Annotated in this window: 27 protein-coding genes; 9 read left to right on the forward strand and 18 right to left on the reverse strand. The window is 74.8% G+C overall.

Annotation, left to right across the window (positions count from 1 at the left end):
* Window positions 1–62: 62 nt before the first annotated feature.
* The 11 genes from PH190_RS28635 to PH190_RS28685 all read right to left on the reverse strand — a co-directional run bounded on the left by PH190_RS28635 (window position 63) and on the right by PH190_RS28685 (window position 10,108).
* Entirely contained in the window at window positions 63–1,121 is a 1,059-nt protein-coding gene (locus PH190_RS28635; RefSeq protein WP_274234948.1) for a lysophospholipid acyltransferase family protein, read from the reverse strand.
* 52 nt (window positions 1,122–1,173) lie between these two features.
* Complete coding sequence (locus PH190_RS28640) at window positions 1,174–2,226, reverse strand: NAD-dependent epimerase/dehydratase family protein (RefSeq protein WP_274234949.1); 1,053 nt, start codon at window positions 2,224–2,226, stop codon at window positions 1,174–1,176.
* Between the two features lie 91 nt (window positions 2,227–2,317).
* Entirely contained in the window at window positions 2,318–2,419 is a 102-nt protein-coding gene (locus PH190_RS28645; protein WP_010241351.1) for a 30S ribosomal protein bS22, read from the reverse strand.
* A 118-nt stretch (window positions 2,420–2,537) separates the two neighbouring features.
* A complete protein-coding gene (locus tag PH190_RS28650) occupies window positions 2,538–2,711 on the reverse strand; it encodes a helix-turn-helix domain-containing protein (protein ID WP_274234950.1) in 174 nt (57 codons plus the stop codon).
* A gap of 284 nt (window positions 2,712–2,995) precedes the next feature.
* Entirely contained in the window at window positions 2,996–3,847 is an 852-nt protein-coding gene (proC, locus tag PH190_RS28655) for a pyrroline-5-carboxylate reductase (RefSeq protein ID WP_274234951.1), read from the reverse strand.
* A gap of 22 nt (window positions 3,848–3,869) precedes the next feature.
* On the reverse strand, window positions 3,870–4,652 hold the full coding sequence (locus PH190_RS28660; protein WP_274234952.1) for a sugar phosphate isomerase/epimerase family protein: 783 nt from the start codon (window positions 4,650–4,652) through the stop codon (window positions 3,870–3,872).
* Window positions 4,653–4,697: 45 nt separating this feature from the next.
* Window positions 4,698–6,191 (reverse strand): hypothetical protein, encoded by a 1,494-nt coding sequence (locus PH190_RS28665; protein WP_274234953.1) that lies wholly within the window; start codon window positions 6,189–6,191, stop codon window positions 4,698–4,700.
* Between the two features lie 5 nt (window positions 6,192–6,196).
* On the reverse strand, window positions 6,197–7,189 hold the full coding sequence (locus PH190_RS28670; RefSeq protein ID WP_274234954.1) for a Ppx/GppA family phosphatase: 993 nt from the start codon (window positions 7,187–7,189) through the stop codon (window positions 6,197–6,199).
* Between the two features lie 23 nt (window positions 7,190–7,212).
* Window positions 7,213–7,938, reverse strand: coding sequence for a response regulator transcription factor (locus tag PH190_RS28675; protein WP_274234955.1), 726 nt, complete (start codon window positions 7,936–7,938; stop codon window positions 7,213–7,215).
* A complete protein-coding gene (locus PH190_RS28680; protein WP_274234956.1) occupies window positions 7,935–9,215 on the reverse strand; it encodes a sensor histidine kinase in 1,281 nt (426 codons plus the stop codon). The genes PH190_RS28675 and PH190_RS28680 overlap by 4 nt, the downstream gene beginning before the upstream one ends.
* A 122-nt stretch (window positions 9,216–9,337) precedes the next feature.
* A complete protein-coding gene (locus PH190_RS28685; protein ID WP_274234957.1) occupies window positions 9,338–10,108 on the reverse strand; it encodes a phosphoglyceromutase in 771 nt (256 codons plus the stop codon).
* A 192-nt stretch (window positions 10,109–10,300) separates the two neighbouring features.
* Here PH190_RS28685 and PH190_RS28690 point away from each other — a divergent pair, with 192 nt between their 5' ends.
* From PH190_RS28690 to PH190_RS28725, 8 genes are all read left to right on the forward strand, one after another.
* A complete protein-coding gene (locus tag PH190_RS28690) occupies window positions 10,301–10,804 on the forward strand; it encodes a hypothetical protein (protein WP_274234958.1) in 504 nt (167 codons plus the stop codon).
* 6 nt (window positions 10,805–10,810) lie between these two features.
* Window positions 10,811–12,148, forward strand: a complete 1,338-nt coding sequence (locus PH190_RS28695; protein ID WP_274234959.1) for a cupin domain-containing protein — start codon at window positions 10,811–10,813, stop codon at window positions 12,146–12,148.
* A gap of 113 nt (window positions 12,149–12,261) precedes the next feature.
* The gene (locus PH190_RS28700; protein WP_274234960.1) at window positions 12,262–13,248 is read left to right on the forward strand and encodes a sucrase ferredoxin; all 987 of its coding nucleotides are present in this window, start codon (window positions 12,262–12,264) and stop codon (window positions 13,246–13,248) included.
* A gap of 86 nt (window positions 13,249–13,334) precedes the next feature.
* A complete protein-coding gene (locus PH190_RS28705) occupies window positions 13,335–13,604 on the forward strand; it encodes a GlsB/YeaQ/YmgE family stress response membrane protein (protein ID WP_274234961.1) in 270 nt (89 codons plus the stop codon).
* Window positions 13,605–13,640: 36 nt separating this feature from the next.
* Complete coding sequence (locus PH190_RS28710) at window positions 13,641–14,120, forward strand: MarR family winged helix-turn-helix transcriptional regulator (protein ID WP_274234962.1); 480 nt, start codon at window positions 13,641–13,643, stop codon at window positions 14,118–14,120.
* Between the two features lie 26 nt (window positions 14,121–14,146).
* A complete protein-coding gene (locus PH190_RS28715; protein WP_274234963.1) occupies window positions 14,147–14,584 on the forward strand; it encodes an OsmC family peroxiredoxin in 438 nt (145 codons plus the stop codon).
* A 113-nt stretch (window positions 14,585–14,697) separates the two neighbouring features.
* The gene (locus PH190_RS28720; RefSeq protein ID WP_274200442.1) at window positions 14,698–14,898 is read left to right on the forward strand and encodes a hypothetical protein; all 201 of its coding nucleotides are present in this window, start codon (window positions 14,698–14,700) and stop codon (window positions 14,896–14,898) included.
* A gap of 39 nt (window positions 14,899–14,937) precedes the next feature.
* A complete protein-coding gene (locus tag PH190_RS28725) occupies window positions 14,938–16,440 on the forward strand; it encodes a hypothetical protein (RefSeq protein WP_274234964.1) in 1,503 nt (500 codons plus the stop codon).
* 27 nt (window positions 16,441–16,467) lie between these two features.
* On the opposite strand, the gene PH190_RS28730 is transcribed toward PH190_RS28725, so the two are convergent.
* Window positions 16,468–16,875 (reverse strand): trypco2 family protein, encoded by a 408-nt coding sequence (locus PH190_RS28730; protein WP_274234965.1) that lies wholly within the window; start codon window positions 16,873–16,875, stop codon window positions 16,468–16,470.
* An 83-nt stretch (window positions 16,876–16,958) separates the two neighbouring features.
* Here PH190_RS28730 and PH190_RS28735 point away from each other — a divergent pair, with 83 nt between their 5' ends.
* Window positions 16,959–17,636 (forward strand): DUF899 domain-containing protein, encoded by a 678-nt coding sequence (locus tag PH190_RS28735; RefSeq protein ID WP_274234966.1) that lies wholly within the window; start codon window positions 16,959–16,961, stop codon window positions 17,634–17,636.
* Between the two features lie 7 nt (window positions 17,637–17,643).
* On the opposite strand, the gene PH190_RS28740 is transcribed toward PH190_RS28735, so the two are convergent.
* From PH190_RS28740 to PH190_RS28765, 6 genes are all read right to left on the reverse strand, one after another.
* The gene (locus PH190_RS28740; RefSeq protein ID WP_274234967.1) at window positions 17,644–18,054 is read right to left on the reverse strand and encodes a hypothetical protein; all 411 of its coding nucleotides are present in this window, start codon (window positions 18,052–18,054) and stop codon (window positions 17,644–17,646) included.
* A gap of 411 nt (window positions 18,055–18,465) precedes the next feature.
* Window positions 18,466–18,765, reverse strand: a complete 300-nt coding sequence (locus PH190_RS28745; protein WP_274234968.1) for a hypothetical protein — start codon at window positions 18,763–18,765, stop codon at window positions 18,466–18,468.
* 729 nt (window positions 18,766–19,494) lie between these two features.
* The gene (locus PH190_RS28750; RefSeq protein ID WP_274234969.1) at window positions 19,495–19,809 is read right to left on the reverse strand and encodes a hypothetical protein; all 315 of its coding nucleotides are present in this window, start codon (window positions 19,807–19,809) and stop codon (window positions 19,495–19,497) included.
* Window positions 19,810–19,917: 108 nt separating this feature from the next.
* Window positions 19,918–20,142, reverse strand: coding sequence for an ANTAR domain-containing protein (locus PH190_RS28755; protein ID WP_274234970.1), 225 nt, complete (start codon window positions 20,140–20,142; stop codon window positions 19,918–19,920).
* Between the two features lie 733 nt (window positions 20,143–20,875).
* Window positions 20,876–21,235, reverse strand: coding sequence for a hypothetical protein (locus tag PH190_RS28760; RefSeq protein WP_274234971.1), 360 nt, complete (start codon window positions 21,233–21,235; stop codon window positions 20,876–20,878).
* A gap of 890 nt (window positions 21,236–22,125) precedes the next feature.
* Entirely contained in the window at window positions 22,126–22,482 is a 357-nt protein-coding gene (locus tag PH190_RS28765; protein WP_274234972.1) for a hypothetical protein, read from the reverse strand.
* Window positions 22,483–22,975 lie beyond the last annotated feature (493 nt).

A 22,975-nucleotide genomic window follows, 5' to 3' on the forward strand; every position in this document is an offset into this window, starting at 1 on the left:
TCACCTTCCGCGCCACCCTGGCCTGGATCTCATGATCCGCCAGACACGCTCTAGCCGGCGATCTACCCCAGGAAGGCGTTCCGGCGGCCCGCGAGCAGGCGGTAGAGCGTCTGCTGGATGTTCTCGCGCACCTGGTCGGTCAGGTTGAACACCAGCATCGGGTCGTCCGCCGCGCCGGGCTCGTAGGCGTCGGTGTGGATCGGCTCACCGAACTCGATGTACCACTTCGACGGCAGCGGCACGAGGCCGAGCGGCCCGAGCAGCGGCCAGGTCGGCGTGATCGGGAAGTACGGGACGCCGAGCAGGCGCGCGACCGGGCCGAGGTCGGCGATCTTCGGGTAGATCTCCTCGGCGCCGACGATCGAGCACGGGATGATCGGCACCCCGCAGCGCAGCGCCGCCGAGACGAAGCCGCCGCGGCCGAAGCGCTGCAGCTTGTAGCGGTCGGCGAAGTCCTTGCCGATGCCCTTGAAGCCCTCGGGCCAGACGCCGACGAGCTCGCCCGCCGACAGCAGGGCCTCGGCGTCGGCGTTGCAGGCCAGCGTGTGCCCCGCCTTGCGTGCCGCGGCGCCGACCCCGGGCAGGCCGAAGACGAGGTCGGCGGCCAGCATCCGCAGGTGGCGCGGCACGGGCAGGTCGTCGTGCGCCGCGACCGTCGTCATCAGCGCGTCGAGGGGCAGCGTGCCGGAGTGGTTGGCGACGAGCAGTGCCCCGCCCGAGAACGGCACGTTCTCGGTGCCGATCGTCTCGACGCGGAACCACTTCTCGTACAGCGGCCGCAGGAGCGGCATGACGACGTGCTCGGTGAGGTCGCGGTCGAAGCCGAAGTCGTCGACGGTGTAGCGGCCGGTGAGGCGACGCTGCAGGAACTCGCCGACCTCGGCGACCCGCGCCTCGAGCTCGGTCGGGCCGGGCGTGGGCAGCGCGGCGAGCTCGCCCGCCGGGGCCTCCCTCACCTCGCCCGTCACCTCGTCCGTGCCGCCGGTGAGGCCCCGGGCGGCCGCGGTGCGCTCCTGGAGCGACCCGACACCCGGTCGGCTCGCCCGGCGCGGCGCGGGACGCGAACGGTGTCGGGGACCCCCGCCGTCGGAACGCAGCGGGATCACCCGGGCCTCGGGCATGACGTCACCTTCCGGGAGACGGGCGGGCGGGGCGGAGGGGTCGCGCGGGGTGTCAGGCACCGGAGGGCAGCGCCCGGGCGACGGCGAGCGCCGCATCCTGCGCCCGGCCCCACGTGGCCGGATCGATCACCGGGCGCAGGTTGCGCCCGGCCACGAAGTCGTCGAAGGCCTGGACGGTCGTCCAGCGCGGGGTGAAGCCGAACTCGGTGCGCAGCTTCGTCGTGTCCACGACGCGGCCGAAGTTCAGCAGCCGCATCTGCTCGGGCGAGAAGTCGACGAGACGGGCACGGCGCGTGAACCGCCCGACGAGCGGCACCGCGGGCTGCGGGATCGGCAGCGAGAGCCGCCCCGCCCGCCGGATCGCCTGGGAGAGCATGAGCACCCCGGCGCCCCCGACGTTGAACACCCCGGGCAGGTCCTGCGCGGCGGCGCGCTCGAGCACCGCCACCGCGTCCTCCTCGTGCAGGAGCTGGACGCGCGCGTCGTAGCCGAGCACCACCGGGACCACCGGCAGCGAGAAGTACCGCACGAACGACGTGTCGATCCGCGGCCCGATGAGGTTGACGAACCGCAGCGTCGTCACCGGGATGTCGGGCCGGCGCCGCGAGAAGCTGCGGACGTAGCCCTCGATCTCGACGGCGTCCTTCGCGTACCCGCCGGGCGGGATGGCCTTGGGCTCGGTGGTCTCGGTGAACGTCGCGGGGTCGCGCCGGCTCGCGCCGTAGACCGCGCTGGTCGACTTCACGACGAGCCGCCGCACCGTCTCGGAGCGCTGGCAGGCCGCGAGCAGCTGCATCGTCCCGATGACGTTCATCTCCATCATCATCGAGCGGCCGCCGGACGCGCCGGGGTTGCCCGAGAGGGACGCGTGGACGACGGTGTCGACCTTCGCGGTGGAGATGACCTTGCCGATCAGCGGGTTGCGGATGTCCACGCGCACGAACTCGGCGCGACCCATCCGCCGCCGCATCTCCCGCGACGGCGGCGTGGTGTCGACGCCGAGGACCCGCTCGATCGACGGGTCGGCCGCCAGGCGCGCCGCGAGGTGGCCGCCCAGGAAGCGGCTCACCCCGGTGACGAGGACGACGGACGGCGCCTCGGACATGCCCTGGACAACTCCCCCGGAATAGCTGGCGACGACCCGACCGGCCGCCCCGACCCGAGCCCCGTGCGCGGGGCCAGGGCCGACGTGAGCCCTACTTGCCGAGCTTGCGACGCTGCACGCGGGTCTTGCGCAGGAGCTTACGGTGCTTCTTCTTCGACATCCGCTTGCGACGCTTCTTGATGACCGAGCCCATAGGGGGAACCTCTCGTGAACCGCGGGTGGAGACAGGGGCGACCGGGGCGGTCGCAGACACACCACCGTACCGGCCGCCCTGGCGGCGACCGGTGGTGGAGGGGTGCGGGTGTGACCGGCTAGCCGGCGTCGAAGTAGGAGCCGCGCAGGTACTCGTGCACCGCGTCCTCGGGCACCCGGAAGCTGCGGCCCACGCGGACCGCGGGCAGCTCTCCGTTGTGCACCAGCCGGTACACGGTCATCTTCGACACGCGCATCGCGGCGGCGACCTCGGCGACGGTCAGGAACTGCACCCTCGCCAGATTGTCCCCGTCCGCCCGTCGCGGGCCGGGGCCCGTCGTGTTGTTGGGCATGGGTCTCACGCCTTCCGTGCACAGGCCGTGCCGCCGGGCTTCCCCTCCCGGCGGTTCGACACGCCGTGCTGTGCGGGTGAGGGTAGCGGGACGCGTGTGACGTCTGGTTCGAGTACACCCGCTCGTGCGTCGGCCGCGCACGCTCGCGCGTCAAGCGACCACGCCGCGGCGCCCGAACACGATCTCGTCACGACGAACGGTCGCCGGACCTCCGCCCGGCGCGATCAGCCGTACTGCCGCCCGAGCGCCACCGACCGGTCGCGGGCGGCCGTGACGGCGCGCGCGAGCGCGCTGCGCAGGCCGTCGGCCTCGAGCACGCCGAGCGCGGCGGCGGTGGTCCCGCCCGGCGAGGTGACCGCCTCGCGCAGCAGGCCCGGGTGCGGCGGCACGCCCTCGCGCCCGTCGCTGCCCGAGGTGGTGAGCAGCCCGCCCGCGCCCTCGACGGTCGCCGTCACCAGCTCGGTCGCCACCGGGCGCGGCAGGCCCAGCGCCACCCCGGCGTCGATCATGGCCTCGGCGAGCAGGAAGACGTAGGCGGGCCCGGAGCCCGACAGCGCGGTCGCGAGGTCCTGCTGGCTCTCCGGCACGCGCACGGTGCGACCGACCGCGGAGAGCAGCTCCTCCGTGGCGGCCAGCTCCGCGTCCCCCGCCGCGGAGCCGGCCGAGAGCACGCACATCGCGCGGCCGACGAGCATCGGGGTGTTCGGCATGACGCGCACGACGGCCGTCTCCGCCGGCAGGCGCGCCTCGAGCGCCGACGTCGGGATACCCGCCGCCAGCGAGACGACGGTGGGCCGGTCCTGCCCCGGCGCCCGGCCGGCGAGGACGTCGCGCACCGCGTCGAGCACGGTCGGCACGTCCGCGGGCTTGACGGCGACGACGAGGACGTCCGCCCGGCGCGCCGCCTCCGGGGCGTCGACCGGGCCGATGCCGTAGCGCGCGCCGAGCTCGTGCGCGCGGGCCGCGACGCTCTCGACGACGAGCAGCGAGCCCGGGTCGTGCCCGGCGGACACGAGCCCGCCCAGCAGGGCCTCGCCGATCTTCCCGCCGCCCAGGACCGCCACCGTGCTGCTCATGGGGCGATCCTCCCGCAGGCCCTCAGACCGGCGAGCGGGGCAGGTCGGTGCCCAGGTGCAGCCGCGCGAACAGCAGCGACTCGGCGAGCATGTCGAGGCGCTCGTTGCGCGAGCGCGCGCGCCGCGTGCTGATCTCGACGACCACGCTGCCGGCGAACCCGGACGTCCCGAGCTGCCGGCACACCTCCGCGCACGGCTGGGTGCCGCGCCCCGGCACGAGGTGCTCGTCGCGCTCGAGGCCCGTGCCGTCGGCGAGGTGCAGGTGCACCAGGCGGTCACCCATGCGCTCGAGCAGGGCCAGGGCGTCGTCGCCGGCCGTCGCGGTGTGGGAGAGGTCGAGGGTGTACCAGCGGGCGCCGGTGCCCGTCGGGTCGTGGCCCGGGGTGTAGCTCGACCACCGCAGCCGCCCCCGCCGCAGCGGGAACATGTTCTCCATCGCGATCTGCACGCCGTGCGCCCGCTCGAGCTCGTCGATCTGGCGGGAGAGCCCGAGGGCGTAGCGGCGCTGCCAGCGGAAGGGCGGGTGCAGCACGACGGTCGGGGCGCCGAGGCTCGCGGCGAGGACGGCGCTGCGGCGCAGACGCTCGGCGGGGTCGGGCGTCCACACGCGCTGGGTGATCGCGAGGCAGGGGGCGTGGACGGCGAGCACCGGCATCCCGGTGCGCTCCGAGGCCCGGGCGACGGAGGCGAGGTGCTGGCTGTCGGGGTCGGTCCAGACCATGAGCTCGACGCCGTCGTAGCCGAGCTCGGCGGCCACCGCGAACGCGGAGTCCATGTCCTCGGGGAAGACCGAGGCCGTCGACATGGCGACCGGCGGGCCCCCGTGCGGGGGCGTCGGAGGGCGCACGGATCAGCGGCTCAGCAGCACGATCGCGGCCGGGGACACGGTGACCACCAGCCCGACGACGACGGCGAGCACCGTCGTCTGCAGGTCGTCGGACTTCCGCAGCGCGCGCACGCCGAACACGAGGCCCGTGGTCGCGGCGGCGGCGAGCACGAGGGCGACGACGGGCTGCTCCTGCCAGAGGTAGGAGAAGACGGTCCACAGCACGGCGCCGAGCAGGGCGCCGAGCACCAGCTGGACGATCATGATCGCCCAGTCGCGCGCCGACGTGGCGCGGGGCTCGGGCTCGTCGTCCTCGAGGTCGTCCTCGTCGAGGTCGTCGAGGTCGTCGAGGTGGTCGTCGACCCGGTCGCGGCGGGGCGGGCGGCCCAGGCCGGCGGGCACGTCACGGGGGTCGCGCTCGTCCTCGTACCCGTCGTCGTACGCGTCGTACCCGTCGTACCCGTCGTGCTCGTCCTCGAGGTCCTCGTCGTCGTCGAGGTCCGGGCGGGCGAGCGGCGAGGCCGCCGTGGAGGGGCCGCCGTCGTCCATCGGGCCACCGCGCTGCGGGGGCGCGCCGGGCGGGCGGGCGGCGGGCGACGCGGTGGTGGCGGGCCCGGCGTCGCCGACGCGCGCGGCCGGCACCCCGGGGTGGCCGGGCGCACCGGGGACCGGGCCGGCAGGACGGGCCGGCGGGGCGCCGAAGGCCTGCGTGCCGGTGACCGGGGGCGCGGGCTGCTGCGCGGCGGCCGGCGGCGGCCCGGCGGGCGGGGCCGGTGGCGCGGGCGGGGGTCCGGCCGGTGCGACGGGCGGGGCGGGCGGCGGCGACGGGGCGGCCGCGGCGCCGCCCCACGGGTCGCGGGGTGCCGGGTGCTCGGGAGCGGGGTGACCGTTGGGGCCGGGGCCGAAGCCGTTGCGGCCGCCGTCGTACCCGGGACCGTCGTACCCGGGGCCGCCGTACCCCGGGGCTCCGTACCCCGGGCCTCCGTGACCCGGGCCGCCGCGGTCGAAGCCGTTGGCGGGCTGGCCCGGTCCCCGGCCCTGCCCGCCGTAACCCTGCCCGCCGTAGCCCTGCCCGCCGTAGCCCTGACCGTCGTAGGGCGAGCCGCCGTAGCCCTGGCCGTCGTACCCCGAGCCGTAGCCGGATCCGGCGACGGCTCCGTAGCCGCGGGTCCCGGTGTCGTGGCCGGGGTCGTACCCCGCGTCGTGGCCGCCGGTGTCGTAGCCACCGGTCTCGTAGCCGCCGTCGTAGCGGCCGGTGTCCCAGCCCGTGTCGTAGCGGGTGTCGTAGGTGGCGTCGTAGGTGGTGTCGTACCCCGGGTCGTGGCCGTAGCGGTCGTCCGCGGGGGGCTCGGGCGCGCGGTAGGCGTAGCCGCCCGGGTCCGGCGCGGCGCCGCGGGGCTCGTCCTCGGGCTCCGGCGTGCGGCGACGGCGGGGCTGCTGGGACTCCGCGCTGTAGGCCGCCAGGAGCTCGGCCACACTGCGCTGGGTTCCCGGACGGGGCCCGTCGTCCCTGTTCACGACCCCTACCGTGCCTCGTGCAGTGTCGGGCGTCCAGTCGCGAGGGGGCCGCCGACCGACAGCATCCCACCGCCCGGCTGTAGCTGGTCGAGACGACCCAGGATGATCCCCTCGCGCAGCGCCCACGGGCACACCTCGACCTGGTCGAGGCCGAGCGCGGTCATCGCCTCGTGGGCCACGACGGCCCCGGCGACGAGCTGGTGGCTGCGGCTCGCGGACACCCCTTCGAGCTCGGCGAGGTCGGACGAGCTCATGCGGGAGATGAACGCCACGACCTGGCGCAGGCCGGTCGCGGTGAGCGTGCGACGCACCCGCGGTCCCGCGCTGCGGGGGGCGGCGCCGGTGAGCCGGGCCAGCGACCGGAAGGTCTTCGAGGTGACCACCGCCCGGTCCGGCGGGCCCTCGCCCAGCAGCGTGGTCGCGGGCGAGGCGAGCACCTCGTGGGCGTACTCGGCGAGCGACTTGACCTCGCGTCGTTGCGGCGGGTCCGCGGTGAACCAGTCCCGGGTCAGGCGACCCGCGCCGAGCGGCACCGAGATCGCGTGCACGGGGGCCTCGTCCCGCCCGACCGCCATCTCCAGCGAGCCACCGCCGATGTCGAGCACCAGGAGGTGGCCCGCCGACCAGCCCAGCCAGCGGCGCACGGCGAGGAACGTCAGCGCCGCCTCGTCCGGGCCCGAGAGCACCTGCAGGTCGACACCGGCCTCGTCCTGGACCCGCTCGAGCACCGCCGAGGAGTTCGAGGCGTCGCGCACCGCGGAGGTCGCGAACGCCAGCAGGTCCTCGCAGCCCAGCTCGAGGGCCTGCTGGCGGGCGTCGGCGACGGCCGCCACCAGCGCGTCGGCGCCCTCGTCCTCGAGGCGGCCCTCGCGGACGTGCTCGGCGAGCCGCAGCGCGGTCTTCGTGGAGTGGGTCGGCGTCGGGTGACCGCCGCGCTGGGCGTCGACCACCAGGAGGTGCACGGTGTTCGACCCCACGTCCAGCACCCCGAGTCGCACGGCCGTGAGTCTAACCGGGGCGCTCAGGCGTCGAGCTTGTAGCCCAGCCCCCGCACCGTGACGAGGTGCCGGGGCGCCGACGGCTCGGGCTCGAGCTTGGCGCGCAGCCGTTTGACGTGGACGTCGAGGGTCTTGGTGTCGCCGACGTAGTCGGCACCCCAGACGCGGTCGATGAGCTGGGCGCGGGTGAGCACGCGGCCCACGTTGCGCAGCAGGTACTCGAGGAGGTCGAACTCCTTGAGCGGCAGCGGGACCTCGGTGGGGGCGCCGTCGACCCCGTCGCCGAGGACGGTGACGACGTGCCGGTCGACGTCCATGCGGATCGGGCCGGCCTCGAGCAGCTGGCGCTCGCCGCCGGCGGGCGCGGGCCCGCCGTCGGTCTCGGCGTCCTGACCGCGGCGCAGCACCGCCCGGACGCGGGCGATGAGCTCGCGCGCCGAGTAGGGCTTGGTGACGTAGTCGTCGGCGCCGAGCTCGAGCCCGACCACCTTGTCGATCTCCGCGTCGCGCGCGGTGACCATGATCACGGGCACCGAGGAGCGCTGCCGCAGGGCCTTGCAGACGTCGGTGCCGCTCATGCCCGGGAGCATGAGGTCGAGCAGCACGATGTCCGCGCCGTGGCGCTCGAAGTCGTCGAGGGCGGCCGCGCCGGTGCCCGCCACGGAGGTCTCGAAGCCCTCCTTGCGCAGCAGGTAGGCCAGCGGGTCGGCGAAGGACTCCTCGTCCTCGACGATGAGCACGCGGGTCATGGAGATCCTCCGGGGACGGACGGGGCCGGGTCGTGCCCGGCCGTCGCGCTGTACGCCAGGTCGGCGTCGAGGTCGTCGAGGTCGGGGTCGGCCTCGCGGTCGTCGGGGTCGTCGTCGGCCGGTGCGGCGGGGACCCGGAGCGTGAACGTCGAGCCCACGCCGGGCTGGCTCCACAGCCGCACCTCCCCGCCGTGGTTGGCGGCGACGTGCTTGACGATCGCGAGCCCCAGCCCGGTGCCGCCGGTGGCGCGCGAGCGGGCGGGGTCGACGCGGAAGAAGCGCTCGAACACCCGCTGCTGGTGCTCGGGGGCGATCCCGATGCCGCGGTCGGTCACCGAGATCTCGATGCGGTCGCCCTGCCGGCGGCGGCGCACCGAGACCGGTGTGCCCTCCGGGGAGTAGGCGACGGCGTTCTCGAGCAGGTTGGTCAGCGCGGTGACCAGCAGCGTCCGGTCGCCGGCGACCTCGAGCCCGCTGGGCGCGTCGAGCAGGAAGCGCTCGCGGGGGTCGGAGGCGTCCTCGGGCGCGGCGCTCGCCGCGGCCTCGGCGGGCACCCGCACGCGCTTGAGCGCCTCGCCGAGCACCTCGTCGACGTCGACCCGCACGAGCTCGGGCAGCCGCTCGGCGCCCTGGAGCCGCGAGAGCGAGATGAGCTCGGTGACGAGCGCGCCGAGGCGGTGGGACTCGTTGAGGATCCGGGTGGCGAAGTGCGCGACCTCGTCGGGGTCGTCGGCGTCGAGCACGGCCTCGGCCAGCACCGCGAGCGCGCCGACCGGCGTCTTGAGCTCGTGCCCGACGTTGGCGACGAAGTCCCGGCGCACGGCCTCGAGGCGCACCGCCGCCGAGGTGTCGGTCGCGTCGACGACGACGAAGCCGTCCCCGAGCGGGCGGACGTGCGCGACGATCGGGCGCGGGGTCGAGCCCGGCGGGTGGGTCGCCGGCGACAGGTCGACCTCGCACGGCTCGGCCCCGGTGGCGACTCGCTCGGCGGCCGCGGTGACCCGCGGGTCGGGGCGGGCGTCGACGACGGCGCCCAGCGCCTCGGCGCGCTCGTTGGCGAGGACGACGTCGCCGAAGCGGTTGATGACGGCGATGCCGGACTGCGACCGGCGCACCAGCCGCGCCAGGAGCTCGGCGACCGTCGGGCCCCGCACCCCGCGGGCCCGCTCGCGGCCGGGCTCGTCGCGCTTCCACCGCACCGCGGCGGCCCCGGCGACGGCGCCGAGCGCCGCGGCCAGGAGGGCCACGACGACGGTCACCAGCACCGGGACGGTCACGTTTCCCGATGGTAAGGGCGCCGTGGCTCCCCGGGTGTCACTCGCGTGAGCTGTCCAACGCCTCCGGGGGACAGGGTTGGCCTGCTGTTCGGCCGCCGTTCACCGAACGGGGCGGTGCGCCCCTACCGGCCCTGGTTCGCCACCGCCGCGATCGCGTCCTGCGCGGCGTCCGGGTCGAGGTAGGTGCCGCCCGGGTTGGTGGGCCGCAGCTCGCCGTCGCCCGTGCTCTCCAGGTCGTAGCGCAGCGGGATCCCCGTGGGGATGTTGAGGCCCGGGATCGTCTGCTCGTCGATGCCGTCGAGGTGCTTGACCAGCGCCCGCAGCGAGTTGCCGTGCGCCCCGACCAGCACCGTCCGCCCGGAGCGCAGGTCCGGGACGATCGAGGCCTGCCAGTACGGCAGCAGCCGCTCGAGCACGTCGGCGAGGCACTCGGTGCGCGGCATCGCGTCGCCGAGGTCGGCGTAGCGGGGGTCGCCGGTCTGGGCGTACTCGTCGTCCGGGTCGATCGGTGGCGGCGGGGTGTCGTAGGAGCGACGCCAGATCTGGAACTGCTCCTCGCCGTACTCCTCCAGGGTCTGCTTCTTGTCCTTGCCCTGGAGCGCTCCGTAGTGCCGCTCGTTCAGCCGCCAGTCCCGGCGCACCGGGATCCACGCGCGGTCGGCGACGTCGAGGGCGATGTTGACCGTGTTGATGGCGCGGCGCAGCAGCGAGGTGTGCACGACGTCGGGCAGCAGGCCGGCGTCGGCGAGCAGCTCCCCGCCGCGATGGGCCTCCTGCTCGCCCAGCGGCGACAGCGGGACGTCCACCCACCCGGTGAAGAGGTTCTTCTCGTTCCAGTCGCTCTGCCCGTGGCGCAGGAGGACGAGCGTGCCGACGGTTCCCTCCGGGTTCATGACGCGAGACCCTGCCAGCGGCCCGCCGCACGCACCACGCCGCCGGGGTCACGGGCGCGTGAGATCACCCCGGGCCGGGTACGGCCTCCGTCGTCGGCGGGCGACCGCCGTGACCACCACAGCGAACCACCAGACCGGGGCCCGCACACCGCGCGGGCCGCCCCGGGTCAGCGACGACTCCAGGAGTCCGACGTGAACGACGACGACATCACCACCAGCGGCAGCGGCGGGCACGGCCCCGCCGACGGCGGCGCGAGCGGCCAGGGCGCCGACGGCGGCGCGGACGGCGGCGCGGGCCACGGGCCGGCCGACGGCGGCGCGGCGGGCGGCGGTTCCGACGGGGGCGCCGACGGCGGCGCCGACGGCGGTGCGGGCCACGGCCCGGCCGACGGCGGTGCGCGCGGCGGCGGCGCCGACGGGGGCGCGGACGGCGGGGCGGACGGGGGCGCCGACGGTGGCGCCCACGGCCCGGCCGACGGCGGTGCGTTCGGCAACTCGGCCGACGGCGGCGCGGACGGCTCCGCGGGCCACGGCCCGGCCGACGGCGGCGCCCGCGGCGGCGGCTCCGACGGCGGTGCCGACGGGGGCGCGGACGGCGGTGCCGACGGGGGCGCGGACGGCGGTGCCGGCCACGGCCCGGCCGACGGCGGTGCCCGTGGCGGCGGCTCCGACGGCGGCGCCGACGGGGGAGCCTGAGGCCTCGTGACGACCGAGACGACCGTGGCGCCGGCGGGCGACCGGTCCCCCGATCACGGCTCCACGGATCGCGGCGCCGGGCACGCCCGCCCGGCGCTGCGGCGTCTCGTCGCCGGCGACCTCGACGAGTTCGCCGCCGCGGCGTGGGGCCGCGAGGCCCGCCTCTCGCGCGCCGCGGACCTCGCCAAGCACGCCGAGGGCGCCGAGCACCCCCCGGCGTTCGGTGACCTGTTCGACCTGGCCGCCGTCGACGAGCTGCTGAGCCGGCGCGGCCTGCGCACGCCATTCCTGCGGATCGCCAAGCAGGGCACGGTGGTCGACTCCCGCCACTTCACCGGCGAGGGCGGCGTCGGTGCCGAGGTGTCCGACCAGGTGCACGACGACCGCGTCGCGGCCCTGTTCGCCGAGGGCCACACCGTCGTGCTGCAGGGCGTGCACCGCACCTGGGGTCCGGTGGCCGACCTCGCCACCGAGCTCGCCGCCGAGCTCGGGCACCCGGCCCAGACCAACGCGTACGTCACACCGGCGTCGTCGCAGGGCTTCTCCGCGCACTACGACGTGCACGACGTCTTCGTCCTGCAGGTCGCGGGCACCAAGCGCTGGCACGTCCACGCCCCCGTGCACCCCGACCCGCTGCGCTCCCAGCCCTGGAACGACCACGCCGACGCCGTGGCGACCCGGGCCGCCGAGGAGCCGCTGATCGACGAGGTCCTCGAGCCCGGCGACTCCCTCTACCTGCCGCGCGGCTACCTCCACTCGGCCACCGCGCAGGGCGAGGTCAGCGCGCACCTGACCATCGGCGTGCACGTGCTCACCCGCTGGGCGCTCGTGGACGCCCTGCTGAACGCGCTGACGCACGACCCGGAGCTGCGCGGCTCGCTGCCCCTCGGCATCGACGCCGCCGACCCCGCGGCGCTCGCCCCGCACGTCGAGGCGGTCGCCGCCCGGCTCGCCGAGACCCTCGCCGCGCCCGACCCGCGACGCACCGAGCGGGTCGCGCGCAGCGTGCGACGGCGCGTCTGGCACGGCAACCGCCCGGAGACCGTCGCCCCGCTGGCCCAGGCCGCCGCGGCGACGGGGGCCGACGCGTCGACCACGGTGCGGCTGCGCCGGGGCCTGCACCACCGGCTGCGCCCGGAGAGCACCGACGGCACCGACGGCGCCGCCGTGGTCCTCGAGCTGCCCGACCGCACGCTCACCCTGCCCGCCGGCACCCGCGACGCGGTCGCGCGCCTGCTCGACGGCGACCCGGCGCGAGCCGGCGACCTGCCGGGTCTGTCGCCCGAGGACGGTGCCGTCGTCGTGCGCCGGCTGCTGCGCGAGGGCGTGCTCGTCCCGGTCTGAGCGACGGGCGAGCGACGGGGTGAGCGGCCAGGTGAGCGACGAGGTGAGGTCATCCTTACCTCAGTCTCCCCGTCCGGGTGTCCATCCCCGCCCGGGCGGGGTATGACGGGGAGATGACCACGCCGGAGCCGGCAGATCCTCCCGAGCGCGCAGCGACGTTCCGCTGCTCGGAGGCGGCCCGCGAACGCGCCGACCCGTTCGTCGCGACCGCGCCGCCGGCCCGGTGCTGGCTGCTCGTCGAGCACCCGGGCCCGTGGGGACACCAGGCGCTCGGCGACGCCGGCTACCCGGACGAGGTGCTCGACGCGATCGACGCCTTCTGCCGGGCCCGCGGTGCGCGCTTCCAGCTCATCCGCCGCTCCCGCGCCCGGGGCGAGGCCGCGGCGGACCGGGGAAGGTTCGCCCTCGTCGACACCACGCCGGGCGCCGAATCGGTGCGGTGGGGCCGGGTGGGCTCGCCCGCGGAGCTGCCCGCGGCGCTCGCGGACCTCGAGGCCGTCACGACGCCGTCGACCGAGCCGGTCTACCTCGTGTGCGCGCACGGCCGTCACGACGCCTGCTGCGCGATGCGCGGGCGCCCGGTCGCCGCCGCGCTCGCGATGGAGTACCCGGAGCGCACCTGGGAGACCACGCACACGGGTGGCGACCGCTTCGCCGCCAACGTCGTCCTGCTCCCCCACGGCCTGGTGCTCGGGCGGGTGCCGGCCACCGAGGCGGTCGAGGTCGTCCGGCGCTACGCCGCCGGGGAGGTCGACACCACCTGGGTGCGGGGCCGCACGTTCCTCTCCCCGCCCGCCCAGGCCGCGCAGCACCACGCCCGCCTGGCCTACGACGAGCACCACGTCGACGCCCTGCGCGTGCTCGGCGTCGAGGTGCGCGAGCCGGGGCTCACGGAGGTGCGCCTCGACGGTGGCGCGGACCGGGGCCCGCTCACCGTCGTCGTGCGCGAGCGGTGGGTCGCCTCGCCGACGCCGCTGACCTGTTCCGCGGGCCGCGCGGCGTCCATGCGCGTCTACGACCTCGAGTCCCTGACCGACTCGTCCGGTGTGTCGGACGGTCTGCCGGGGGTGGGGGCGCTCGGCGCGGTGGCCGGGGGGTGAACCTCTCGCCGGGGACTGGTTGAGCGCCGTGATCCGCGGGAACGTGGCGGCTGCACGGCACGTCACCCTCGAACGGAGCAGGACCCATGATCCTCACCATCCTCGGCTGGATCGTCTTCGGACTGATCGTCGGCTTCATCGCGCGGGCCCTGGTCCCCGGCAAGGACGACATCGGCATCCTCCCGACGATCGGGCTCGGCATCCTCGGCTCGGTCGTCGGCGGGCTCGTGTTCTCGCTCTTCAGCGGCCGCATCGAGCTCTCCAACCCGCTCGGCTGGATCGGCTCCGTGATCTTCGCGATCATCCTGCTGATCATCTACAACCGCGTCACGGGCCGGAAGCGCGCTCGCCGATAGATTGTGCACGATGAGATCGTGCGCTAGCTTCTGAACGTGAGCACGGACGAGGGGGCGACGGACGACCTGCTGCTCTCCGAGCAGGCCTGTTTCGCGCTCTACTCGGCGTCCCGCGCGGTCACCGACGTCTACCGGCCCCTGCTCGCCGAGCTGGGCCTGACCTACCCGCAGTACCTCGTCCTCCTGACCCTCTGGGAGTCCGAGCCGCGGGCGGTCCGGGACGTCGGTGCCGCGCTCGCGCTCGACTACGGCACCGTCTCGCCGCTGCTCAAGCGGCTGGAGGCTGCCGGGTTGATCGAACGTCGTCGCGATCCCCGCGACGAGCGGACCGTCACGGTGCACCTCACCGACGACGGCCGCGCGCTGCGGGGCCGCGTCACGCACGTCCCGCGGACGATCGGGTGCGCGCTCGGTCTGGACGACCGGGCCCGCCGGGACCTCATCGTGCTCCTCCGGACGATCACCGCCTCGACCGCCGCCTTCCGCGGCGTCGACGGCGGGTCGTCCGCCGGCTGATCCACCCGAGCTGACAGGAGACGACGATGCCGAGCCGCGACGCGACCACGCACTGGGAGGGCGGCCTCCAGGACGGCAAGGGCCAGGTGACGCTCGACTCGTCCAACGCGGGCCAGTTCAACGTCTCGTTCCCGACCCGCGCCGAGGACCCCAACGGCCAGACGAGCCCCGAGGAGCTCATCGCCGCGGCGCACTCGTCATGCCTGGCCATGAACCTCTCCGGCGTGCTCGGCGGCGAGGGCCTGACCGCGAAGGCCATCGACGTCAGCGCCGAGGTGACGCTGTCGCCGGCCAAGGGCGGCGGCTTCGAGATCAGCGGCATCGCCGTGACGCTGCGCGCCGACGTCGACGGTGTCGACGAGGCGAGGTTCCAGGAGCTCGCGTCCACCGCCGAGAAGACATGCCCGGTCTCGAAGGCGCTCGCGGGCACCACCATCACGCTGGACGCCGCGCTCGGCGCGTGACCCGGCACTGTCGGGGGCCGCGGCTACGGTGACGCCGTGTCCGAGGTCGACCCGTCGCCCCGGTGGCCGCGCGCCGGTAGCCTGGATGGAGAGCACACCACCCGGGAGACGCCATGGCGCGTGGTACGGACGACGGGCCGGCCCGGACGGGACGGCGACGCATCGTCGAGCCCGGTGAGCCGGCGGGCGACCTCGCCGCCCGGCTCCACCTCGACGACCCGGCCCTCCAGCAGCGCTACCGCGCCGACCTCGCGCGCGTCCGCGACGCCGAGCTGCGCGCCGAGGTCGACACCGAGGGCGTCCGCCTGCACTGACCGGTCGCGCCGAGGAGATGCGCAGGACCGGACGTTGGCATGACCTGGTCCTTCCTCTCGTGGTCGCCCGACGACGCCGCCGGCGCGGTCTACGACGTCACCGTGCCCGGGGTGTGGGAGGAGCTCCTCGACTTCTACGCCGGCGGGGCGGGGAGCCGCCCGCTCGAGCGGGTCGTCGAGCTGGCCCGCGAGCACGGGGTGCGGAGCGTCGTCGTCGAGCAGCGCCACCTCGACCACGACTGGCGCAGCGAGCACGGCGCCTTCCACGGGCAGCTGTTCCGCCGCCGCCCCTCGGTGTGCCACCGCTGGCACCTGTTCACCGACGACGTCCCCGACGACCTCTCCCGCCTGCGCCCCGAGGCCTACCGCGGCTACGTCGTGCTCCGGCCGCTGCCCTCGACGCCCGTCGGGCGCACCATGATCGCGCCGCCGCCCGGTCTCGCCGACGCCGTGCGGTGCGAGGCCACCGAGCGCGTGTCGCTGTTCGGGCGCCCGCTGTGGATCACAGCGATGCCGTTCACCAGCCAGGACGCCGAGTACCTGCGCTGCGCGCACGCGACGCTGTGGATGGTGCTGCGCCACGCGCACCTCGCCCACGGCCTGCCACGCCGGCTCACCGCCGAGGTGCACGACGCCGCGCTCGGCGGAGTGATCGTCGGCCGGCAGATCCCCAGCGAGGGCCTCTCGGTGCAGCAGATGCTCGCCGGCGCCACGCGTCTCGGGCTGTCGCCGGGGCTGATGCACCTGCCCGCGACGCGCGACGAGGACGCCGCCGCCGACGCCGTCACCCCGCCCGCCCAGGCCGCACCGGGCGGGCGCGCCGACCCGCAGGCCGGGCGGCTCTCGCTGCGCGCGGTGCTCTGCCGCTACGTCAACAGCCAGCTCCCGCCGATCGTCATCTCCGCGAGCCACGCGTGGGTGGTCGTCGGGTACCGGCGCGACCCGGACGACGACCGCCGGGTGACGCTGTGGCGCCACGACGACGCGCGCGGCCCGTACCTCGAGGTCGCCGACCCCTTCGCCGAGCCCGAGGACGCGCACCGCCCCTGGCAGACGGCGATCCTGCCGCTGCTGCCCGCGATCCACGTGACCGCCGAGCGCGCCGAGGCCGCCGGGCGCCTGTGGTTCGCGGGCTACCTGCGCCGGGCGGGCGACGACGAGCCGGTGGCCCGGGCCGCCGCGGCCGGCGAGCTGACCTTCCGCACCTACGTCGTGCGCACCGACGACTTCCTCGAGGGCCTGCTCGACCGCGGCGTCGACCCGGCACTCGCGGACCTCTACCGCCTCGCCGCCCTGCCCGAGCACCTGTGGGTCGTCGAGGCCGTCGACCGCGCGGCCCGGCGGGCGGGCCGGCCCGACGTCGTGGGCGAGGCCCTCGTCGACGCCACGGCGTCCACCCACCACGAGCCCCTGCAGGAGGGCCTGGTCGCCCTGCACGGCGGGCGCCTCGCCCACCGCATCGGGCCCGACCACGGCACCCGACGCGACCTGCAGCTGCGCGACCCCGGGCACTACCGCACCGGGCGCGCCGGGCACCGCTGAGTCACGGCACGGACCGGGGCGCGTGGGTCAGGGCGCGTCCTCCGGCAGCGACCCGGCGATCGCCGGCCCGACCACGCCCGCCGCGGTCTCCCCGCCCGTCTCGGCGTCGACGGTGCCGCCGGCGCGGTCGCGCTCCTCGGCGTCGGGCAGCACGGGCCCGAGGGTGAGCCGGATGCGGTGGGTGTCGGACCGCTCGCGCTCGCCGCGTCCGGACACGTCGCCGGACAGCACGAACCACTTCGCGCCCACGGAGCCCTCGGCCTCGCGACGCCGCCGGACCTCGACGGCGAGCTCGATCTCGACCTCGCGCACCCCGAGCCCGTAGCCCTCGCCGCGGCGCCCGCGGGCGGCGACGAGGTCGCGCCGCAGGGCCAGCAGCACCTCGTCGAGACCGAGCCCCTGGTCCTGCTCCTGGTCCTCCCCCGTCGCGCTCATGGGCATGACGGTAGCCGGGGACCCCGACAGCGCCGACTCGAATCCCTTGACAGAACTACATAGTCCTCTTCTAGGATCGGCGCATGGACCTCAGCGCGCGCCCCGTCGTCTCCGCCGCCGAGTGGGAGCAGGCCCACCGGGAGATGCTCGTGCGCGAGAAGGAGCTCACCCGCGCGCGCGACGCGCTCGCCGCGGCCCGGCGCCGCATGCCGATGGTCAAGCTGGAGAAGGACTACGTGCTCCAGGGTCCCGACGGCCCGGTGCGGCTGGTCGACGTCTTCGAGGGGCGCCACCAGCTCGTCGCCTACAAGTTCATGTGGCACGACCCGGCGAGCCCCTGCGAGGGCTGCTCGCTGTTCGTCGACCAGTTCGGGCACCCCGCGCACCTCCACGCCCGCGACGTCACGCGCGCCGTGATCAGCTCCGGCCCGCTGGAGGAGACGCTGCCCTACCGCCAGCGGATGGGCTGGACGACACCCTGGTACTCGTCGGCCGGCAGCGACCTCTACGCCGACCTGGGCCTCGGCGACGGCTTCGCCCTCAACGTCTTCCTCCGCGACGGCGACGACGTCTACCGCGCGTACATGATCGAGGGTCGGGGCACCGAGGCGCTGGGCAGCGTGTGGTCCTTCCTCGACCTCGTGCCGTTCGGCCGCCAGGAGACCTGGGAGGACGCGCCGGCCGGGACGCCGCAGTCCGACCCGTACGTCTGGTGGCGCCGCCACGACGAGTACGAGACGGCGGGGGCGGCCCACCGCTGAGGCGGGCTCAGTCGCGGTCCACCACCGGCAGCGGCGCCGTGTCGCCGCGGCGCTCCACCGGCTCGGGGTCGGCGGCCGGCGGCCAGAGCGCGAGACCCGCGACGACGATCGCCGCGAACACCACGCCCACCCCGAGGTAGACCAGCGCGGAGGCGACGGTCGGCTCCCCGGCCACGAGGTGGGTCAGGCCCGCCTGCGCCGAGCCGGCCAGCAGGAACTGCCGCGTCCGTCGGGCGCCGTGCGGGCGGGCGAGCAGCAGCCCGCCCTGCACGCCGACGAGCAGCAGGGTCAGCACCGCGGCGAGCGCGGTCGTCCCCGCCAGGAGCATCGCGGCCGCGACGCCCAGGACCGCGACCGCCGCCGCACCCGTCACGACGGCGGTCACGCCCGGCGCACTGCGCTCCTCACCGCGGTCCACGCCCCCACGGTACGAGCGACCCGGGACCCGGCGCGGACCCGTGCGAGGCCCACCCGAGGCCCCGCCGACCACATGGGGGGAGGGGTGGCCGGCGGGGTCCGGGCGGACGACCGCGAACGGCCGCGCCGAGCCGCGAGGCGCAGCGTCGCGGCTCGGTCACACCGTCCCTCGTACCTCAGACGTTCGTCAAGCGGTCATGGTGTTCGGTCCCGGTACAGCGTGGGCAGGGATGTGCCGTCTCCCCGGAGCGGAGATGCCGGCCGAAGGAACCGCCGGAACGGCGGGCGTCGCGGGCGATCTCCGCAAGGGTCTCGAGGTCCTGGTCCCGCAGCCACGCCGACAGCGCGGTGGGCGCGCCGGGCGCCGGCGGGTCGTCGGCGAGGGCACCCACGAGGTCGCCGTCGGGCCCCATCAGGACCGTCCGCCCTCCGCCGGACGTGCCCCGAGGTGGTCCTGCAGCACGGCGTCGGTCGCGGGGTCGACCTGCGGGCGGTGGTGACCACTCGCCGCGCCGACGTCCTGCGGCCATTCCGCGGAGCCGGCGGCGCCGGTCAGCTCCTCCCGAGGCGGACGCCCGAGCACCAGCGTCCGTCGCAGCCGCCACACCCGACGCCTCTCCCGCGACCGCTCCCGGGCCCGGGTCGCGTCGTCCACCATCTGGCGGGCACGGTCGAGCGCGTGCCCGACCCGTGCGAGGACCGGGTCGTCCATCGTGTCCACCTCGGACCGGTGAGGAGTCGGACTGGGTCCCGCGCGTGCGGTCGACCGGTGCGGCCAGGGTGCCCGACGGGGGTGCGCCGTCAACACACGCGTCGAGGGAGATGGGCGGTGCAGGGCGGGCGCTCCTGGCCGCTGTGGCGCGCCGTCCGCTCAGGCCGAGGCGTTCTCCCGGGCGCGGCGGTCCTCCCGCAGGACCTGGCGCCGGAGACCGCTACAGGTTCCTCACCTGCGAGGACACCGTTTGTTCCTGATCAGCGGTCGGCCGTTGTTCCGTCGCGGTTCCGTGCCGTCCGATGGGCTGGCGTACGAGCCCGGTCGGCGTGGTCGGCCGGCTCCTCCGACCGCAGAGGTCGACGCGGGCGCGGTGCCTCGGCGAGGCCCGCACCGTCGGCAAGCCGTCGGCGGCTCAACCTCTGCTCCGTGGTCTCGAGCAGCCTCATCGCGACGTCGCAGAGGTACTGGGATTGGGCAACGCGCGCTGACACCCGTGAGACGGCTTCGGCGCCGAAGTCGTCCTCCAACGTCACCACCTCCTTGCTCCTTCCTGCTCGAAACCGGGCTCCCGCCCGGTTTTCACAGGTTCGCGCAGACGGCGACGGCTTCGCCAGCATCGGTCGCGGTGGGCTCCGGTCGTCGCGCAGGGCCCGCCCGGCCGGCGGCCGGCTGGACACGGCAGCTGCCTCCCGTGAACGGCTCGTGCGAACGCAGGCGAGAACTCGATCAGTGAGTCAGACAGGCGCGGAGTCGCCGGTCCGTCTCCGGGTCGATCTCGAGCGGCGAACGGTCGACCTGGTGGAGTCTTGCCTCGATCGCGATGTGGAACGCCCGCTCCGCCACCACGTCAGCGTGGTCGACCGCTGCACTGGCACGACACAGGACGCGCTGCAGGTGTTCGGGCATCTGGTGCGCCATCAGGGCGGCTCGTCTCACCTTCGCGAACGGCTGGCTTCGGCAGGAGTCGGCACCGTGGTGAACCGCGACTCTGATGCTGCCCGACCGGCCCATGGCGCGAAAGACGAGCACGCCCGACGTCACCGGCAAAGACTCGGGGGCTCTCCCTCGGCCGAGGACAGGAGGCCGGTTGCGCACGTCTCCGACTGCCGCAGTACTGCTGTCAGCATTCGCCGTCAGATCGGGTCAGATCTAACAGCTTCCCCATGGGTCGGCGACTCCGTCGACGGACGAGCGTTCCCGCGTGAGCACCTCACGGGCGACGTCCACGATGTCGATCGCTCGCAGCGCTGCTTCCCTCCGCAGCATCCGCCCGGCCGCGTCGGCGTCCAGGCCGAGCCTCTCGATCAAGGCACCTTCGGCCCGGTACACGTCGGCTGGAGCGGTGAACTGATCGTTGGCATCCGGCAGCGTCATGGCTGCTCCTCAGGAGTGCTCGTCCAGTCCTCCGAGCCAGCCGCTGAGTCGACTGCAGGGAGCCCGCGTGGCTATGAGTACCGGACCGGCCACGGGGCTTTCAACGGGCAGACGTCGACCAGCCCATCGGACAAGTGCACCGACCTCGCCCGGTGGTCTGTGCGAACCCCTCGGGCGATCAGGACTCGCGGCGGGCCGAGCTGAGGAATCGGACGGTGATGATCGTCCCGGACGGATCGGTGTTCCAGCGTGTCTGCGCGCCCTGTGCCCGAGGCCTGCGGACACCGCACGCCGTCACCGGGTCCTGCCTGCCGAGGCGTATCCCGGCTTCGTGAGGCGCGCTCGGAGGAGGGCCTCCGTCTCGGAGTCGAGATCGACAGGTCTGCGTGGTCGTGCCGCGAGCTGTTGTTCGAGCCTGATCGCGCTGCTGCGCAGCCGGGCTGCACGGGCGGCAGCGGTCGCTTCGGCCGCGTGGGAGAAGGCCGCGCCGGCGCTGAGCTGTCCTGGATTCCGTCGCATCGGCATCTCCCCGAGGTGGCGGGCTGCTGGCTGATCCAGGAGCCGGCGCTCGAGGTGGACCGGTCAGCTCAGGCTGCCCACTCTCACGCAGCGAAGAGACCCTCACCCGACCGACGCGGTGGGGCCCACTCGAGGTTCGGTCCTCGCCCCAGGGCGGAGCGCCCGGCCGCCACGTCGGGCCTGTGTACACGCTGAGGTGGCGTCGGGGCGGGGATCATTCGTCTTCGGCGGGGTCGATCGAGACCGGACGCCCCGGGGAGGACGCCAGACCGAGCGCGTCGTCGAACCACACCGCCAGGGTCAGTGAACGCTCGCTCGCGAGCCAGACCAATCCGTTGCGCACGTTCAACGCATGGGCTCGAACCGCCGCGAACGGCGAGGCTTCCACCCCTCGCATGTCGACCAGGACGCGAGCGTGGTGGAGCACCTGCTCGAGCTGGGCGCCGTGGAGGGCGCCGTCCGGGAGGTCGCCGGCCCAGTCGAGCACAGCTCGGCTGGCCACGTGGAGTCGGGCCAGATCGACATCGAGAGCTGTCGTGTCGAGATTCGGCGTCACGCGCACGTCGGCCGCCACCGTTCCGGTTCGTCGTTGCGGTGTCTCGCTCGCCGTGCGGACACCCGAGCTCGCGGGCGCTCACGGTGCGGCCGGTGACGGCCTCGCGCGCCGAGGAGTAGCGGAGCACGAGGCCGCCCCGCCCCCCAGCCGCCCCCGCGATCAGCGCGCCCTCTGAACGTCTGCCACAGCACTATTCCAGAGCATCGTCACAGGTCAACGGACCCATAACGAAGGCCTTGGCCCATCAACGGCGTCGCGTCACTGGCGCATGCGGGCCGATCAGGAGACCGCGCCGTCAACAGCGGGTCAGCGACCCCTAGGCCGGAGCGTTCTCCCGAGCGCGGAGGTCCTTGCGCAGGACCTCGGGCGATCTTGGTTCGCAGTGCTCCAACCTGGCAAGACAGCTCCTCGCGGCGCTCATGATCGCGATTCTGTTCCGTCGTGGTTCCGTGGTCCCCGCCCTAAGGCTCACGGACGCCTCCGTACGGTGCCGGGCGGTGCCGCAGCGCAGGCCGGCTCAGGATCAGGCGCGCACGCCTGCAGTGCGTGACGTGTGGCGGAGCTCGCCAAGGCGCCGTCCACGAGTCCTGGGTTCGGGCGGCGTTTTCACGCGACCCAGCGCAGCTGACGGTGATGCGGGCCGGGCGGTTCAGCTTCCACCCGTAGTGGCCGGCGCCGGGGCGCCCCTCGTCTCGGACCGAGCCCCGGCGCCTATCCGCTCCCGAACCTTCAGGGTCTACGGGTATGGGCAAGGATGTCCCCGTCGCCCGCACGCTCATACCGCCGAGTGCCGAGTTGGCCGGACGGGGCCCTCGACCTCCGAGTTCGCGGCTCGAGCCGCTCAATCCCGCGAGGTCGCGTCGCTGTGCGCGTTCGACATCAGGTGCGTGGCCTGGCCCAGAGGCAGGTTAGGCGAGCTTTGGCTCGCCGGTAGCGCCCGCGATGGATGGTGGCGCGCCACGGATGAGCGCGCGGACGGAGTCGCACAGGTCCTGGACCTCAAGCATGGGTGCCCGGCTGAGGAGAACCATGAACTGGCCCCAGCGCGCACCGCTGATGGAGATCGTCATGGTGGACGGCCCGGCGGCAAGGGCCTGCAGCCCGTCGAGGCCAGCCCGGTGGCAGTCGGTCACGCCGGCCATGTTCAGGTGCAGCGCGGCCTGGCCGCCACGGTGGAGCTGGTCGCAGTAGTTGGCGATACTCATTATCTCGGGGGCGCCCAGAGCGCCGACCAGAAGGATCGTGCGTGGCGTCTCGGCGAACACGAGCGGCCCCCGCTCAGATTGTGGGTCCTCAGCGTCTGCCTGGCTCAGGTCACTCACCAGTGGGCACGGGGTCACGATCGCGCATCATCGGTCACGGAGAGGGCTGTCGATCCGGTCGCGCCGGTCGTGGCGAGCATCGTTCCGCATGCGGTCGAAGACCGGGACCACCGGACTCGCACCCGACAAGACACCGCGCCCCAACTCCGATCACGGCTGGTGTTCTCTAGCTGCTTAGCGAACCGTGCACGCGACACGCCGCGGCCTACGCAGCCCGACCGACCGGTGAACGTCGGCGACGACCCCGCCGCAACAACCGTGGTCGCCGCGCACGAAGCCGTCCCGACTGGCTGCGCTGGTGAACCAGCGCAACCTGGCTGCCCGACGCCAACGCCGCTTCAAACAGCGACCGCTCCGACTATTCGCGCACGGAGCGGCTCCGGGGTCTCTCCCTCGGCGGCGCGGGCTCTGCCCTGCCGGGCCGCCCGTGCGGGTG

It is taken from the genome of Actinomycetospora straminea (genome assembly GCF_028737255.1).
In the GTDB taxonomy this organism is placed as follows: domain Bacteria; phylum Actinomycetota; class Actinomycetes; order Mycobacteriales; family Pseudonocardiaceae; genus Actinomycetospora; species Actinomycetospora straminea.